The 15,938-nt window shown below is 73.8% G+C and carries 13 protein-coding genes; 8 read left to right on the top strand and 5 right to left on the bottom strand.

Annotated elements, in window-relative coordinates:
* The first annotated feature begins 57 nt into the window (after positions 1–57).
* On the top strand, positions 58–1,425 hold the full coding sequence (locus AC559T_RS01010; protein ID WP_498867418.1) for a M16 family metallopeptidase: 1,368 nt from the start codon (positions 58–60) through the stop codon (positions 1,423–1,425).
* Positions 1,426–1,542: 117 nt separating this feature from the next.
* Here the strand turns inward: AC559T_RS01010 and AC559T_RS01005 are convergent, their stop codons facing one another.
* Positions 1,543–2,922, bottom strand: coding sequence for an ANTAR domain-containing protein (locus AC559T_RS01005; RefSeq protein WP_498867417.1), 1,380 nt, complete (start codon positions 2,920–2,922; stop codon positions 1,543–1,545).
* 188 nt (positions 2,923–3,110) lie between these two features.
* A complete protein-coding gene (locus AC559T_RS01000) occupies positions 3,111–3,350 on the bottom strand; it encodes a mycoredoxin (protein ID WP_071059355.1) in 240 nt (79 codons plus the stop codon).
* 146 nt (positions 3,351–3,496) lie between these two features.
* Here AC559T_RS01000 and AC559T_RS00995 point away from each other — a divergent pair, with 146 nt between their 5' ends.
* From AC559T_RS00995 to AC559T_RS00980, 4 genes are all read left to right on the top strand, one after another.
* Complete coding sequence (locus tag AC559T_RS00995; RefSeq protein ID WP_112108618.1) at positions 3,497–5,776, top strand: ATP-dependent DNA helicase UvrD2; 2,280 nt, start codon at positions 3,497–3,499, stop codon at positions 5,774–5,776.
* Between the two features lie 197 nt (positions 5,777–5,973).
* Complete coding sequence (locus AC559T_RS00990) at positions 5,974–6,285, top strand: hypothetical protein (protein ID WP_498867416.1); 312 nt, start codon at positions 5,974–5,976, stop codon at positions 6,283–6,285.
* Between the two features lie 174 nt (positions 6,286–6,459).
* On the top strand, positions 6,460–6,735 hold the full coding sequence (locus AC559T_RS00985; RefSeq protein WP_198145593.1) for a WhiB family transcriptional regulator: 276 nt from the start codon (positions 6,460–6,462) through the stop codon (positions 6,733–6,735).
* A 109-nt stretch (positions 6,736–6,844) separates the two neighbouring features.
* Entirely contained in the window at positions 6,845–8,710 is a 1,866-nt protein-coding gene (locus tag AC559T_RS00980; protein ID WP_498867415.1) for an alkaline phosphatase family protein, read from the top strand.
* 111 nt (positions 8,711–8,821) lie between these two features.
* Here the strand turns inward: AC559T_RS00980 and AC559T_RS00975 are convergent, their stop codons facing one another.
* The 3 genes from AC559T_RS00975 to AC559T_RS00965 all read right to left on the bottom strand — a co-directional run bounded on the left by AC559T_RS00975 (position 8,822) and on the right by AC559T_RS00965 (position 13,727).
* A complete protein-coding gene (locus AC559T_RS00975; RefSeq protein ID WP_498867414.1) occupies positions 8,822–10,522 on the bottom strand; it encodes an ABC1 kinase family protein in 1,701 nt (566 codons plus the stop codon).
* Positions 10,523–10,577: 55 nt separating this feature from the next.
* On the bottom strand, positions 10,578–11,777 hold the full coding sequence (locus AC559T_RS00970) for a ThiF family adenylyltransferase (protein WP_498867413.1): 1,200 nt from the start codon (positions 11,775–11,777) through the stop codon (positions 10,578–10,580).
* A 591-nt stretch (positions 11,778–12,368) separates the two neighbouring features.
* The gene (locus tag AC559T_RS00965) at positions 12,369–13,727 is read right to left on the bottom strand and encodes a zinc-dependent metalloprotease (RefSeq protein WP_071059361.1); all 1,359 of its coding nucleotides are present in this window, start codon (positions 13,725–13,727) and stop codon (positions 12,369–12,371) included.
* A 99-nt stretch (positions 13,728–13,826) separates the two neighbouring features.
* On the opposite strand from AC559T_RS00965, the gene AC559T_RS00960 reads away from it, so the two are divergent.
* From AC559T_RS00960 to AC559T_RS00950, 3 genes are all read left to right on the top strand, one after another.
* Positions 13,827–14,297, top strand: coding sequence for a molybdenum cofactor biosynthesis protein MoaE (locus tag AC559T_RS00960; protein ID WP_498867412.1), 471 nt, complete (start codon positions 13,827–13,829; stop codon positions 14,295–14,297).
* 61 nt (positions 14,298–14,358) lie between these two features.
* Positions 14,359–14,670, top strand: coding sequence for a hypothetical protein (locus AC559T_RS00955; protein ID WP_112108625.1), 312 nt, complete (start codon positions 14,359–14,361; stop codon positions 14,668–14,670).
* 116 nt (positions 14,671–14,786) lie between these two features.
* Positions 14,787–15,833 (top strand): YlbL family protein, encoded by a 1,047-nt coding sequence (locus AC559T_RS00950; protein ID WP_112108626.1) that lies wholly within the window; start codon positions 14,787–14,789, stop codon positions 15,831–15,833.
* Positions 15,834–15,938 lie beyond the last annotated feature (105 nt).

The raw sequence follows: 15,938 nt of genomic DNA, 5'->3' as shown, positions 1-15,938 counted from the left end.
CGGGCCGGTGAGCGAGATGATCCGCGGTGGCATCCCCCGTCCGGGGGACGAGGAGGCATGGTGACGACGACCGCTGCGGCCACGGCCGGGATCTCCGCGCCCACCGAGGCCGGGTCGAAGATCCCGGCGGTGATCCCGACCGTTCCGCGTGAGCTGCCGGCCGTCGTGCGGCGCACACTGCCCAACGGCCTGCGCGTGGACGTCGTCGCCCGCTCCAGCGTCCCGCTGGTCGAGCTGCGGCTGCGCATCCCGTTCGCCGGGTCCGGGCTGGTCCACCTGGCCGAGGCCGAGCTGCTGGCGGAGACCATCCTCACCGGCTCGAGCCGGTACGACCGGGTCGGCCTGGCCACCGCCGTGCAGGCCCTGGGCGGGTCGCTGCGGACCGGTGTCGACGCCGACCGGCTGGCGATCGTAAGCTCCGCGCTCGCGACCAGCCTCGAGCCGCTGCTCGCGCTGATCGCCGACGTTCTGACCACCGCGAGCTACCCCGACAGCGAGTTCGGCGGTGAGCGCGACCGGATCGTCGAGGAGACGACGATCGCGCTCAGCCAGCCGGCGGTGATCGCCCGTGAGGCGCTGGTGCGCCGGATGTTCGGCGACCACCCCTACGGCAGCGCCATCACCCCGCCGTCGGTGCTCTCCGAGGTCGGGGCCGAGCGGGTGCGGTCGCTGCACGGCGCCCGGGTCTGCCCGGACGGCGCCATCCTCACCCTGGTCGGCGACGTCGACCCCGAGCGCGCGCTGGACGCCGTCGAGGCCGCGCTCGGGTCGTGGACGGGCACCGCCGCCCCGGGCCACCCGCCCGCGCCCGTGCCCACCGCCGGCCCGATCCTGATCGTCGACCGCCCGGGCGCGGTGCAGACGAACATCAGGATGGGCGGCCGCGCGCTGAACCGCTCCGCGCCGGCCCATCCCGCGCTCCGGCTCGCGAGCACGATCTTCGGCGGCTACTTCAGCTCGCGGCTCGTCTCCAACATCCGCGAGGACAAGGGGTACACGTACTCCCCGCGCAGCTCGGTCGACCACCACCAGGCCGGCTCCCGCCTCACCGTCGCCGCGGACGTCTCCACCGACGTGACCGGCCCGGCGCTGCTCGAGATCCTCTACGAGCTCGGCCGGATGGCCGTCCTGCCGCCGGAGGCCGAGGAGCTCGAGGCCGCGCGCCAGTACCTGATCGGCACGCTGGCGCTGTCGAGCGCGACCGCGGCCGGTCTCGCCGGCACCCTGTCCGGGCTGTCCGGCACCGGGGTCGGCGTCGAGTACCTGCGCGACCATCCGCGCGCGCTCGCGACCGTCACCGCGGCGGACGTCCAGGCGGTCTCCGCGCAGCTGCTGGCTCCGTCGGGGCTGGTGACCGTGCTGGTGGGGGACGCCTCGAAGATCACCGAGTCGGTGCGGGCACTCGGAGCCGTCGAGTCCGCCTGAGTGACGGTGCTCCCCAGCGGACGGCGCTCACCGGTGGGCATGACGGGATCGTGGCCGGGCGCCTTCGGGGCGGTGCCGGTCGGGTCAGCGGTGGCGGTGGGCTCAGCGGCGGTCGGGTCAGCGGCGGCTCGGCGCGGCGCGCGGCGGTGTCGGGCGCGGCTGGCCGCCCCCGGAACCGCTCGCGGGCCCGCCCGTCGTGCCCGGCCCGCCGCCGCGGCCGCCGAGCTCCCCGGGCAGGGTGACCCGCGGGTCGCCTACCGACTCCACCACCTGGCGGGCGAGGTCGTGTACCCGCCGGCCCATCCCGCGGGCGGTGCGGCGCAGCCGCTCGAAGGCGTCCCGGGGCTTGATGTGGTTGCGCTCGGCGAGCACGCCGATCGCCTGCTCGACGATCACCCTGGACGCCAGCGCGTGCTCGAGCTGGATCACCGACAACCTCAGTTGCTCGGTCTCGTTGAGGTCGCGATCGGCGCGCCGGGGCCGCCCGGGCGGGCTGAGGTCCTCGGCGAGCAGGTCGGCCAGGACCATCGCGGAGATCAGATCGCCGACCGGGCGGATCTCGGCGCCGGGCCCCTCGACGATCCAGCCGGTGGGCGCGCGGCGCAGCCGCATGTCGGAGGCCCCGGGAGCGGGCGTGCCGGCGGCGGCTCCCGTCTCGCCGGGCCCCCGTGCGGTGCCTGGTCGGGGCGGCCCTGACCGGGGCGGTCCGGGCCGCGGCGCGCCGGGCCGACCCGGCGGGCCGGGCCTGATCGCGCGGGCGACGGCCTCCGGGGTGGGTATCCGGCCGGGGCCCCCGGCCGGCGAGGGCGGTTGTGATCCGCGCGGTGCTCTCTCCGATCCGGGAGCCTCCGCGGTCCGCGCGCGCGGCGAACTCGCCGCCTCCTCACCCGGCCCGCCGGCACCGGCCGCTCCGGCTGTCCCGGATGGCGTGCTGCCCGGTGGCGGTGGCGTGCTGGATGGCGCGGCGTTGGCTGGGGTGCCAGGTGGGGCCGCACCGGGCGCGGCCGCAGCGGGCGCGGCATCACCACCCGTCTCGCCGGCGGCACCGTTCTCGGTGCCCCGGGAGCCCGTTCCGTCACCCTCCGCCTCGTTACTGGCAGCAACCCCCGAGAGGGCCTCCCGCACGAGTTGGTCGCGGAGTGCGTCCGACGCTCCCAGACTGTCCGCAATCGCCCTCAGTACACTGAGTGTCTCAGTGGGAACGGTGAGCGATGAGCGGTCGAGGCCGGTGAGAATGCCGAGAACGGTCCCGTCCGGCCCGACGACGGGCATCGCGACATAGCTGAGAATGCCGAACCGCTCCGGCTCGACGGTGTCGGCCAGGGCGGGATCCTGGTCGGCCCGGGAGCCCGCGGCTGGCGCTCCATCGAGCATCCGGGCAGGTAGACAGCGGGCGCGCGGAACACTCAGCCCGGAAACCAGCTCGGGGATCGGCCCGGTCACCCGTAGGTAGGTGGCAACATCCGTCGACACCACGACGAGGCACGTCTGCTCCATCTGATGGAGTGCGTGCGTGGCTCTCAGCGCGGCGTCGACCGTGCTCCACGGGAGTCCTGAAGGTGCTGACGACACAGGCCGAACTCTCCCACAAAGTTCACGGGCAGTGACGGACACCGTCCCACGAGCCGGCCGCGTGTGCGTCGGGAAGGAGTGAACTCCCGAAAGATCGTCGCCCTGCGTATCCGTTATGCGGCGGAAGTGACCTTCTCGGTGACCTGGCGGAGGGTCGGATTCGTCATCACCGTCCCATCGGGGAAGACGACGGTCGGCACGGTCGCGTTGCCGTTGTTCGCATCGCGGACAAGTTGCTCTGCTGTCGGGTTCTGCTCGATGTCGACCGTCACGTACTCCACCCCCGCGCGGTCCAACTGACCCTTGAGTCGGACGCAGTAGCCACACCAGGGGGTGGTGTACATCGTGAGCACGGTGAGACCTCCGTTGGCGACGATCCGTCAGATGACGGGTTGCGGTGAGCGACGTCCGGTGGGCGGCGCTCTGCGTATGACGCACTGCATAACCAGGCCATGGTGACTTCGCTTCCCCGGGCCGCGCACGGTTACCGTGTCCGGTGATGTCCGGACCCAGCGCTTCCGAGGCCCGTCGCGCGGCGTCGCCGCCCGATCGTCGATCGTCACCCGATCCGGTCCCGGCCGGCGTGGAGCAGGGGCTCGACCCCGAGCAGCTCGCCGCCGTGCTCGCCCCCGTCGGGCCGGTCTGCATCCTCGCGGGCGCGGGCACCGGCAAGACCCGCACCATCACCCACCGGATAGCGCACATGGTCACGGAACGGGAGGTCGGGGCGGGGCAGATCCTCGCCGTCACCTTCACCAACCGGGCCGCCGGCGAGCTGCGCGGCCGGCTGCGGGTGATGGGTGTGGACGGCGTCCAGGCCCGCACCTTCCACGCGGCCGCGCTGCGTCAGCTCTCCTACTTCTGGCCCTCCGTCGCCGGGACGGCGCTGCCGAGGCTGGAGAAGAGCCGGATCCCGCTGATGGCGAAGGCCGCGAACCGTGCCCGGCTGCGCCCGGACCGCGCCGAGCTGCGCGACCTCACCTCCGAGGTGGAGTGGGCGAAGGCGACGATGGTGGCGCCCACCGACTACGTCCGCCTCGCCGCCGCCCACGGCCGGGAGACCTCCTTCGCGCCCGACGTCGTCGCCCGCCTCTACGAGGCCTACGAGGAGGTCAAGAGCGAGGCGGGGGTTCTCGACTTCGACGACCTGCTGCTGCTGACCGCCGCCGTGGTCGAGGAGCACGGCTGGGTCGCCACCGAGCTCCGCGCCCGCTACCGCCACTTCGTCGTCGACGAGTACCAGGACGTCAACCCGCTGCAGCAGCGCGTGCTCGACGCCTGGCTCGGTGACCGCGACAGCCTGTGCGTCGTCGGGGACGCGAACCAGACCATCTACTCGTTCACCGGCGCCTCCGCGCGGCACCTGGTGGAGTTCCCACGTCGGTTCCCGGCCGCGACGGTCGTCCGCCTCGTCCGGGACTACCGCTCCACCCCTCAGGTGGTCGCGCTGGCGAACCAGCTGCTCGACGGCGCCGCCCGGCCCGCGCCGGATACGCGGGGAGCATCGGCCGTCCAGGCCGGCCCGGGTGTTCCGGGTGTTCCGGGCGGTGCGGAGGGTCGGTCCGCGGCGGGGCGGCTGGTCGCGATGCGCCCGTCCGGCCCGGAGCCCGTGTGGCTGGAGTCCGACAGCGAGCCCGAGGAGGCCGCCGCCGTGGCCCGGCGGATCCGCGGCCTGCTCGGCACGGGCGTCCCGGCCAGCGAGATCGCCGTGCTGTACCGGATCAACGCCCAGTCGGAGGCGTACGAGACGGCGCTGGGCCGGGCCGAGATCCCCTATCTCGTGCGCGGCGGTGAGAAGTTCTTCGAGCGGCCCGAGGTGACCGGGGCGGTGCGGATGCTGCGCGCCGCGCTGCGCTCCGCCGAGACCGACCGCCCCGGCGGGCTCGCCGACGTGGTCGCGGACGTCCTCAGCGCGCTCGGATGGCGGCCGGGGGCGCCGCCGGCCGGGCCCGGAGCCGACCGTGAGCGCTGGGAGAACCTCGCCGCGTTGCACCGGCTCGCCGCCGACCTCGAGGCGCGCGAGCCCGAGGCCGACCTCGCCGCCTTCGCCGCCGACCTCGCCGAGCGCGCGGCACACCAGCACACCCCGACGGTGCAGGGCGTCACGCTCGCCTCGCTGCACGCGGCCAAGGGCCTCGAGTGGGACGCGGTGTTCCTGGTCGGCCTCGTCGACGGGACGCTGCCCATCGTGCACGCCCAGACCGACGAGCAACTGGCCGAGGAGCGCCGTCTCCTCTATGTCGGGGTCACCCGGGCGCGGGTCCACCTGACGCTGTCCTGGGCGCTGGCGCGGGCGGAGGGCGCGCGCCGCTCGCGGCGGCCGTCCCGGTTCCTGGACGAGCCGCGCCGCGCGGCGGCGGTTTTCCGGCGCGGCTCGTCCGCGGCCCGTCCGGGCTCGGCGCGTGCGGAGCCCGGCACCGGCGGCAACGGCCGCGCACGGAACCGGTCGAGCGTGCTCTGCCGGGTCTGCGGGCGCGCGCTGGCGGGCGCCGAGGCCCGCGTCGGCCGGTGCGAGGCCTGCCCGGGGGGGCCGGTGGACGGCGAGCTGTTCGAGCGGCTGCGCGCCTGGCGCGCCCGCCGGGCGAAGGAGCAGGGCGCGCCGGCCTTCGTGGTCCTCACCGACGCGACGCTGCGCCTGATCGCGGAGCGGCGCCCGTCCACGGTCGCCGAGCTGGTGGCGCTGCCCGGCATCGGCCAGAGCAAGCTCGACCGCTACGGCGAGGACGTCCTCGCGCTGGTCACGGGGCGTCCACCGGCTGGATCGCCGTCCACGGGCTGACGCCTGGTGCTCGGAATGTGACACGCCGGTGGTGGGTGAGTCGTGCTGTGGCTGAGGGTGTCTGTGTGATCACATGGAAAATAAGTTGTCAGCGTGGGCGATGGCTCCTACCGTGTTCCATGAACACCGGGGCGCGATCAACAGCGCTCGCGGGGTGGCCGCAGCACGCTCCTACGCAGGGTGAGGGAGGGATCTCGATGAGGCTCGTCATGTTGGCCTATACGCGTACGCGACCCTCTCTCGGCACCTCCTGCGATCAGCCCGGTCAGGCCCGCCTCGTCGGCCACGCCACCCGGCGGCCCGGCGCCTGGGCGTCCGGTGCGCACATCGGTGTCGATCAGGTTCTCCGCGCGCGCGTGACCGGCGCGCACCTGGCCGCTCCGCATGGCGCCACCCTGCCCAGCGGCCCGGCGCAAGGCACCGGCAACACGACCGTCACGCGGGCAGTCGCGCGTTCGCTGCGCCCGTTCGCCCTGTGGGGCCCCGTCCCAGATCCGCTCCTGGCATAGCGCCGAAACGGAGCGAATCCGAGGCCGCGGACCCGACAGGGGTCCGCGGCCTTCGTGTTTTCCAGGGCCGGCGCCGACCCGCCACCGCACCGCGAGACCCGAGCTGACCGCTGTCGATGGATGCAAGACCGAGAAACCAAACCGAAGAAACCGCCAGTGTCGGAGGTGACCCCGGTGTTCGACCCCTCGATCGTTTCCCGGATCGAGCGGGAGCGTCTCGTCCTGCCCTGCTGGGACGTGGACCCCGAGCTTTTCTTCGCTGAGTCCCCGGCGGACGTCGAGTCCGCCAAGTCCGTGTGCGTGGACTGCCCGGTGCGGCTCGCCTGCCTGTCGGCCGCCATCGACAGGAACGAACCGTGGGGAGTCTGGGGAGGTGAACTCGTCGTGACGGGCCGTGTCGTGCCCCGCAAGCGCCCGCGTGGCCGCCCACGCAAGGAGGTGGCTGCCTGAGGCCTGGTCAGGCGGGGCTGGGGCGGGACGCCGACTCGTCGGCGTCCCGCCCCGTGGAGTTGGCATGTGCTTCTCCTGGTGGTGCGGTCGGCGCCGGTAGTGTGCGAGCGTGCCCAGCAGCGAGCGCGTGTATCCGGTCCGCAGCGGTGTCGCTCCCGACCGCGTTGCCACCGTCGCCGAGGCGCCGGCCGGCGCTCCCGTGCAGGCCGTCCCCGCCAGCGGGCCTCCCTCGGGCACCGTGACGACCACCGCGCCCGGAGTGGCCACCGCGGCCGTGACGACCACCGCGGCCGGGGATGCCATCGAGGCCGGGGTGGCCGGGTCGGTCAGGGCGGTCGCGGAGCCCGGGCTGGCACAGGCGGTGGCCGTGCTCACCCGGCCCGACCTCGCCCACGTCGTCGACCTGGTCGCGTGGGTCGAGGACGGCTGGTTGCACGTCGCGAACGCCGACGGTGCGTCGCGCCTGCCGGTCGACGATCCGGACGGGCCGTGGGAGATCCTGCGCGGCCGGGACCCGGTCGCCGACCAGGACCCCATGCACGGTGTTCCGCTGGTGGCCGCGCTCGCCGACCCGTCCCCGCCGGCCGCGCGCAACGCCTACCCCTTCGCGGGACGGCGCCTGCTGTCCATGTTCGCCGACCCGACGCGCTCGCCGGACATCGCCGTCGTCCACACCCCGCGGCACTACTGGCCCGAGCGGGGCGGCCATCTGGGAGAGCACGGCTCGCTGGACGCCGGGCAGTCCCGGGCGCCGCTCGTTCTGTCCGGGGCAGGTGTGACCGCCCGTGGCCTGCTGCCGCGGGTCGCCCGGGTGATCGACGTCGCTCCGACCCTGGCGGCGCTCGCCGGGGCGGCGATGCCCGAGGCGGAGGGAACCGCGCTCGACGATCTCGCCGGGCCGGGAGCCCGGCATGTGGTCGGGCTGCTGTGGGACGGGACGAACTGCAACGACCTGCTCGACCTCGCCGCCCGGGGAGAGCTCCCGAACGTCGCCCGCCTGCTGGCCCGTGGCGTCGCGCTGACCGGCGGCGCCCTGGCCGAGTTCCCGAGCGTGACCCTCACCAACCACACCTCGGCGATCACCGGCGTCGGCCCCGGCCGGCACGGCATTCTGCACAACGTCTACTTCGACCGCGCGACCGACCGCCAGGTGATCACCAACGAGGCCGCGACCTGGCACGTCGCCTGCGACCAGCTCCGGGACGGCGTGTCGACGGTGTTCGAGGCGGTGGCCCGCTCCCGCCCCGGGACCGAGACGGCCTGCGTGAACGAGCCGATCGACCGCGGGGCGAGCTACTCGACGTTCGGCCTGGTGCGAGCCCTCGGGGTCGGGCCGGGCGCCGGCGGTGCCGGTGCCGGTGCTGAGGCCGCTGGTGGCGGGATGGAGGACTACCTGCCGGCCGCCGAGGGCGACCCGCACGCGAGCGCCGAATGGGTCACCGCCGACCCGAACTACGCCTGGTCGACGAGGGTGGACGCGCTGGGGCTGACCCAGATCATCGACCTGTGGGCCGACGGCCGGGAACCACCCGTGCTGACCTGGTGGAACACCACCATCACCGACACCGGTCATCACGGCGGCGGGCCCTACTCACCCGAGGCCCGTGCCGCGCTGGCCGACGCCGACCGCCGGCTGGGGGTGTTCCTCGACCTGGTGGAGCGCCGTGGCCTCACCGACCAGACGGCCATCCTGCTCACCGCCGACCACGGATTCGAGGCGGCCGACCCCGACTGCCGCGGTGACTGGGACGTCGCCCTGCACCGCGCCGGGGTGGTCTTCCGGGACGAGGGCTACGGCTTCATCTACCTGGGCCTCGCCGGCGACGACGAAGCCCCGGCCGACTCCGCTGATCCGGGTAGCCCGGCCAACCTCGGAGACCGGGCCACGCCAGGTGGCCCGGCGGGCCAGGGTGGGCCGGGCGGCTCGGGGGCCCAGGCGACGGCCTCCCTGCCGCCGCAGCCGCCAGGCACCTGAGCTCCTGCCCGGACCGGGGCCCGCCAGCCCGGCCCGGGTTGGACCCCGGGCTCGGCCTGGGCTCTTCTGCTTTAGGACAGTCAGGGCAATAGTGCATGTCGGCGGGATGGGTCAGCCGGGTTCGGGCTGGGTCCCTGGTTCGGGCTGGGCCTCCTTCTCGAACTTGCGTCGGTTTCCTGGAGCTGGTCGGGCCTGCCGCGACGGTCGGCTGGTCTCCGGTGGACCAGCCTGCTCCGGCGTGCTGGCCTTCGCCGGGCTGACCTGTTCCACCGGCCCGCCCTGCTCCAGCGGACCGGCTTGTTCCACCGGGCTGGCCTGCTCCGGCGGGCGGACGCGGCTGCGTGCGCGGCCCGAGCGCCCCGAGCGCTGCGCGGGGGCGGTGGCGAGGACCACCGGTCCGGGGAGCGGACGGATGACGCCGGTGCCGTCCTCGATGTCGAGTCTGGGAAGGCGGCGGTTCGGTCGGTTCGCGGCTGCCGCGTGGCGTGCGGCGGCGCTGCGCGGCGGGGCGAACCCGGGCTGCCAGCGCTCCATCTCGGCCCGGAACGGGCCGGAGCTGCCGAGCTGGCAGAGGATCCCGATCGCGCCGAGCGTCACCCGGTGGATCAGCAGGTAGGACGGTGGCAGGTTGAGCTGGCGGCCGAGCTGCGCCGCGGCGGAGCGCCAGTCACCGAGGCGGAGCGCCTCCCCGCGCAGCCAGTCGCGGGAGAAGGTGAACTCCTCGTCGGTGATCGGCGCGAGCATCGGTGCCAGGTAGTCGAGCAGGTCCTCCGCGGGGATGGTGGCGCCCTCCGGGATGAACCCCTCCGCCCGCAGCCCTTCGGTGACGGCCTCGGCGTCACCGGCGAGGGTCAGCCGGGCGAGCCGGCCGATCGGCTCGGGCAGCCCGCCGGGCAGACGGTTCACCGCCCCGAAGTCGAGAACACCGAGCCGGCCGTCCGCGAGGAGCCGGAAGTTGCCCGGGTGCGGGTCGGCGTGGAGCAGCCCGGCCCGGCCGGGGCAGGAGTAGAGGAAGCGGACCAGGAGCAGACCGGCGCGGTCCCGCTCCTCCCGCGTCCCCCGGTCGATGATGGTCGACAGCGGCACCCCGTCGATCCACTCGCTGACCAGGACCCGGTCCGCCCCGGCGATCGGCCGGGGGACGACGATGTCCGGGTCGTCGGCGTAGGCCTGCGCGAACGCCCGCTGCCAGGCGGCCTCGAGCCGGTAGTCGAGCTCCTCGGTGATGCGTGCCTTGAGCTCGGCGACCAGCGGCTTGATGTCGAGACCGGGCGTCAGCGCGCCGAACAGCCGCGCGGCGCGGCCCAGCTGGTTCAGATCAGCCAGCAGGGCCGCGCCCGCCCCCGGGTACTGGATCTTCACCGCGACGGGCCGGCCGTCCGCCCACACGGCGCGGTGCACCTGGCCGATGCTCGCGGCGGCGGCGGGTGTGTCGTCGAAGCTGGCGAACAGGGCCCGCCATTCGGAGCCGAGCTCCTCGGCGAGGACCTTGTGCACCGTGGCGGCGGGCAGCGGTGGCGCCGCCTCCTGCAGTTTCGTCAGCGCGGCGCGGTAGGGGCCGGCGACCTCGTCGGGCAGCGCGGCCTCGAAGACGGACAGCGCCTGCCCGAGCTTCATGGCCCCGCCCTTGAGCTCGCCGAGCACCCGGAAGATCTGCGCCGCGGTGCGCTGCTGCAGCTCGGTCGCGACGGCCTCGGCGGGTCTGCCGCCGAGGCGCTTTCCGACGCCGAGTGTCGCCCGGCCGGCGATGCCGATCGGGAGGGTCGCGAGCTTGGCGGTGCGGACGACCGCTCGCCGTGGGATGTCGGACACAGCTCCATCGTGCCTTCTCAAGCCGGATGCCGCGCCGCCCGCGCCGTACCCGTGTTCAGACTGCGTGGCTGGGGGCGATGGCGTCCGCGGGGGCGGACGGGGCGGCCACCGGTGGTGACAGGTCGGACTGATCCCCGGGGACCGGCCCGTCCGCCGCGGCGCGCGCGGTGCGGCAGGGGCACTCCGGGTGCACCGGCCAGGTGCGGCGTCGGATCCGTAGCTCGGATCTGCTGACCTCGAGGGTGCCGCCGGCGGTGGCCGGCAGGCCTGCCGCCGATCCGCGGCCAGCCGATGGCCTGGTCTCGAGGTAGTCGAGCGCCTGCATGGCCGCCATCGAGGCGACGAGCGTGGCCAGCGAGATCTCGCAGGGGTCGGGGCCGCGCTCCGACGGTCGGACCATCTGCAGCGCCAGGATCGGCCAGTCGGGGTCCCGGGCGTCGCGGTACAGGTGCTGGCAGTGCAGGCAGGAACTGACCCCCGGCACTACGAGCGGCCCGACTATGCCCGTGGTCTCGCGGATGCCGGCGAGCAGGTGCGGTACCCCGGACCGCTCCAACCCCAGGCATTCGTCCGGGTGGACCAGCGGGATCCCCACCGGGGCCAGCAGGACGAGATCGGGGCGAAAGGGCTCGATCTCGGGGGACCTGGGTGACCTCGCGGGCCTGCTGGACCGCGGTGGCCGAGGCGCCCCGCCGCCGACCCGCCCCATCGCGGAGTGGGCGGCGAGGGCCCGGGGCCGCCCGATGTCGTCGAACCGCAACCCCCCGGGAGCGACGTCAGCCGCGGAGGTGGAGCCGGGGTCGTCGACGATGACCTGCCCGACGCCGGCCGCGGTGAGCAGCGCCGCTATCTGGGCGCCGATCCGCCCGGCGCCGCGGACGGCGACCCGGGCCAGACGACGGGCGGCGAGGACCGAGCTGGGCGGACGCACTCCGAAGGTCGCGAGCGACATGGCGGCGACATCCGGGGCGAGGCGGCCGTGGTCGGCGTCGTCCTGGGGCGCCGGCTCGGTGTCGGCACTGTCGTCGAGCAGCCCGGCCTGGGCCAGCATCTCGATCATCACCTGGGTGGCGGGATCGTCGGCCTGGCCGCCGGGGTCGAGGTGAGGGCCCGGCTGGTCCAGCGCGTCGAGTGCCGAGACGTCCGCCGGACTCAGGTCGGTGATGATCACGGCACGAAGCGGATCGACACCGATCTGCAGGGTGGTGCTGTCCCGCCAGAGGCGGCGAAGGCCGGGTTTGAGGACCGGGCGCACGGGACCCCCTTCGCGTCAGCCGGCACCGAGCGGGCCGGCGGCGATGACAACAGGTCCACGATGACATGAGATCGAAATGCCGCAGTGCGGATGATCGCGCCCTGTGGACAGCCCGTTCCCGAACGGTCCTGACCTGTGGGCGGGCCTTGTCGCTGTGGATTGCACCACCGGCTATTCGGGACAAAAGGTGCAAAAATATGGCCCACCTGCGGTAGGTCGAGGCTGGCGGCCCGCCGCGCGAGCCATGGCGTGCGTCACGGCGGCGGCGCGGAGCAGTCGCGGGAGTGATGGCCGCAACGGATGGCGGGCACCGACGATCGCGGGCGCCAACGATCACAGGGGTGCAGCGCAACGGCGGCAGCCGCCACGGGCGGGCACAGTACGCCGGGTGCGAGGCACGCAACGCCGGGCGCGGGTCGGCGGGTGAGGAAGACGAACCCCCGGGTGGAACGTGGAGCCTCCGGCTTCCCCTTCCGGAGGCGCCTCGCATACCCGGGGGCCGCGAGGTCAAGCTACGACTGATTCGCCTTGCCGGTCAATTCGTGTGGTCCTCAGACCCGTGCATGTCACGCTGGGTCGGGAGCGCCGAGGTCAGGAAGGCGAGTCACCCGAGGCCGGCGGAGTGTCTTCTCCGGGCGCCGTGTCGTCGAGTTTCTCGATTTCCGCCATGATGTCGACGTCGGAGCCCGCCCCGGCGCCGGAGACGAACGCGGACGGGTCCGCGAGGTCCTCCCCGCCGGGCAACAGGTCCGGATGCGCCCATACCGCGTCCCGCCCGTCGTGCCCGCGGGCCTCGCGCAACGCCTCCCACAGCGCGGCGGCCTCGCGCAGCCGGCGCGGGCGCAGCGACAGGCCGACGAGGGTCGAGAAGATCTGCTCTCCCGGGCCGCCCTCGGCGCGGCGCCGACGGACCATCTCGCGCAGCTTCGCCGCGGACGGCAGGTGCTGGGACGCGGCGGTGTCCGCGACGTGGTCCACCCAGCCCTCGATCAGCGCCAGGATCAGCTCCAGGCGGGCCAGTGCCGCCTTCTGCTCGGGGGTGTCCGCGTCGGCGAAGACATCTTCCCCGAGTGCCTCGGTGAGCCGCTCGGGGTTCATCAGCGCGGTGGGGTCGATCATCCGCATCACGCGGCCGACCGCCTCCGGGTCGACGGCGATGCCACGCGCGTACTCCTCGACCGCGCCCAGCACGTGCGCCCGCAGCCAGGGGACGTGCGCGTACAGCCGGTTCGACGCCGCCTCGCGCAGCGCCAGGTAGATGCGGACCTCTTCGTCCTCGACGCCCAGACCCTGCCCGAAGGCGGCCACGTTCGCCGGGAGCAGGGCGGCCGTGCCCGCGGGGCCCAGCGGCAGCCCGACCTCCGTCGAGCTGACCACCTCGGCCGCCAGGCTGCCGATGGCCTGGCCGACCTGCGCGCCGAAGAGCATGCCGCCGACCTGGTTCATCATCTGCACGACTGGCCCGCCGGCGCCCATCAGCCGGCCGAGGTCGACGCCGGGCGGCAGCGCGCCCGCGAGCTCGGGCGGCAGGTCGCCGCCGCCGAGCTGGCTCAGGCCGGACGAGATCCCGGTGCGCATGGCCTCGACGACCTTGCCCGCCACCGGGTCGCACAGCGTCCGCCAGACGGGCAGCGTGGCCTCGATCCACTGCTCGCGGGACCATGCCGCGGCGGTGGTCGCGCCGGCCGGCAGCGCGGTCATCGGGTCGAGCCACACGTCGGCGATGCGCAGCGCCTTCTCGACCTCACCGGTCTCGGTGGCCCGCACCGCGCGGTCGTCGCTGCCCAGAGTCCGCACCGCCACCTGGCGGGCGAGCTCCCAGTTGACCGGACCGCCCTGCCAGGAGAGCAGCCGTTCGAGCTCGGCGAAGAACGGGGCCCCGCCAGCGGGGCGCTCCGGGTCGCCACCCGGAGTGGGGCCGAAGCCGAAGGGGAAGCCGCCGCCGCTCATGGGTGGGGCCTGTGGGCGTGCCGTAGGGACATGAACCCACGGTAGTGCGTTTTCCGGCCGACCGGTGAAACGGAGTCGGCCGGGCGTTACCGTCGGGGGGTGGATGTGACCTGCTCGGATCCGGTGCCCGTTGTCGACGGTGTGGCCAGGGGTGTCGTCGTTCTTGCGGAGATGCGTGAATTGCCGCTCTCTGTCGACGAATGCCTGGCTGCCGTGCGGTTGCCGGAGGTTGGTGGAATCGGTCTCTTCATCGGCACCGTCCGCGATCATGATCATGGCAGGTCGGTGGTGGACCTCGAGTACAGCGCGCATCCCCGAGCCGCCGGCGAGCTGGCCCGGGTGGCCGGCGATGTGGCCGCTGAGCTGGGCGTTCACGCCATAGCAGTGCTTCACCGGACGGGTCGGCTGGCGATCGGGGACATCGCGGTCGTCGTGGCCGTTGGCGCCGTGCACCGCGCGGAGGCGCTGGAGGCCTGCCGGCGCCTCATCGACGACGTGAAGGAGCAGGTGCCCATCTGGAAGCGCCAGGCATTCGCCGATGGCGCGACAGAATGGGTAGGCGCCTGCTGAGCGGGGCACCTAGGATAGATATTGGTCATCTTCCTTCCCCCGTCTCGACGTCGAGGCCGCCATGTGGTTCCTGCTGATCCCACCTGTCGCGGTGCTCCTGGCTCTTGCCTGGTTCACCCTGCGCAGCCGACCCGACCGCACCTCCGAAGCCATGATCACCGTCGAGGGTTACCGCCGGAGCATGGCTGCCCTCGCCCGCCCCATCCCGTCCGCGCGTGAGGCCACTACTGCCAAGGTGTCACCCTCAGTGACCATGATGCCCGTCTCCGTCCCGTCGGCACGGCCCGCTGGCAGCGAGCCCGACCCGGCGGACGGCGAGCAGGGCCGCGATTCCCGCGATTCCCGCGACCTGGCCCGTCCGGCCGACGCCTGACCGGTCCCTCCCGGCCGAGCGGTGCCCTGGTGCCGCCCGGCCGGGGCGGCCGGCAGGTGGGCCGGTCGGCGGGCGGTCATCCGAACTGCCGGCGGCGATCTACGTAGACTGCGGGAATGGGCCGCCGCGCGCAGACACTCTTCGTTGCGTCGGTGCTGACGCTGATCCTCGCCGTCGCGGGCCTGTGGCTGCCGGTGCCTTTTGTGACCTTTGCGCCCGGTCCGGTTACCGACACTCTCGGTAAGGTCGACGGGGCGCCGCTGATCGAGATCGACGGCCGCAGGACCTACCCGACGGCCGGCAGCCTCGAGCTGACCACCGTCGAGGAGACGCCCCGGCTGAACCTGCTCGGCGCCCTGCAGGACTGGTTCGCCTCCGACCGGGCCGTTGTGCCCAGCGAGCTGGTCCGTCCGCCGGGCTCCAGCCAGGAGCAGATCCGGCAGGAGAACACCCAGGCGATGATCGACTCCCAGGACCAGGCGACCGCGGCCGCGTTGAGCGAGCTCGGCATCGCCCCGACCGGGGCAGAGGTCGTCGTCCACGAGGTGCTGTCCGACTCGCCGGCCCAGGGCCTGCTGCGTGCCGGTGACGTCATCACCTCCGTCGGCGGCGTCGCCATCACCGGTCAGGACGGCCTGCGGGAGCAGATCGGCCGGGTGAAGCCCGGTGAGGTGGTCGAGGTCGCCTACCGGCGGGACGGCACCGCCGGCACCGGGCGGATCACCACCAAACCGGCGACGGACGATCCGACGCGGCCGATGATCGGGGTGACGACGACGGAGAAACGGTCGTACCCGTTTACCGTCCGTATTCGGATCTCCGACATCGGCGGGCCCAGCGCCGGCCTGATGTTCGCGCTGGGCATCGTCGACCTGCTCACCCCCGGCGAGCTGACCGGCGGGAAGACGGTCGCCGGCACCGGAACCATCGACGCCGCCGGAGAGGTCGGCCCCATCGGGGGCATCCAGCAGAAGATCCTCGGCGCGCAGCGGGCCGGCGCCTCGGTCTTCCTGGTCCCGAAGGGCAACTGCGCGGACGCCGTCCGGATGAACACCGACCTGCGGCTTGTCCAGGTGACGAACCTGTCGGGAGCCCTGGACGCGCTCAACACCCTGCGGGCCAAGCCCGACGCCACCAACGTGCCCACCTGCTCCGCGGCGTAGCACGAACGCCGGCTCGGTAGGCGCTGGCAACGCAGCGGAGCAGGGACAGCCGCCAGGGACGGCAGCATGTGGGGACGGCCGTGTAGCGGGAGCGGCGAGGGGGCG

The organism is Frankia sp. Hr75.2, from assembly GCF_949319125.1.
Classification (GTDB): Bacteria; Actinomycetota; Actinomycetes; order Frankiales; family Frankiaceae; genus Parafrankia; species Parafrankia soli.
The sequence above is the reverse complement of the archived record's forward strand: the minus strand, read 5'-3'. Positions and strand labels throughout refer to the sequence as shown.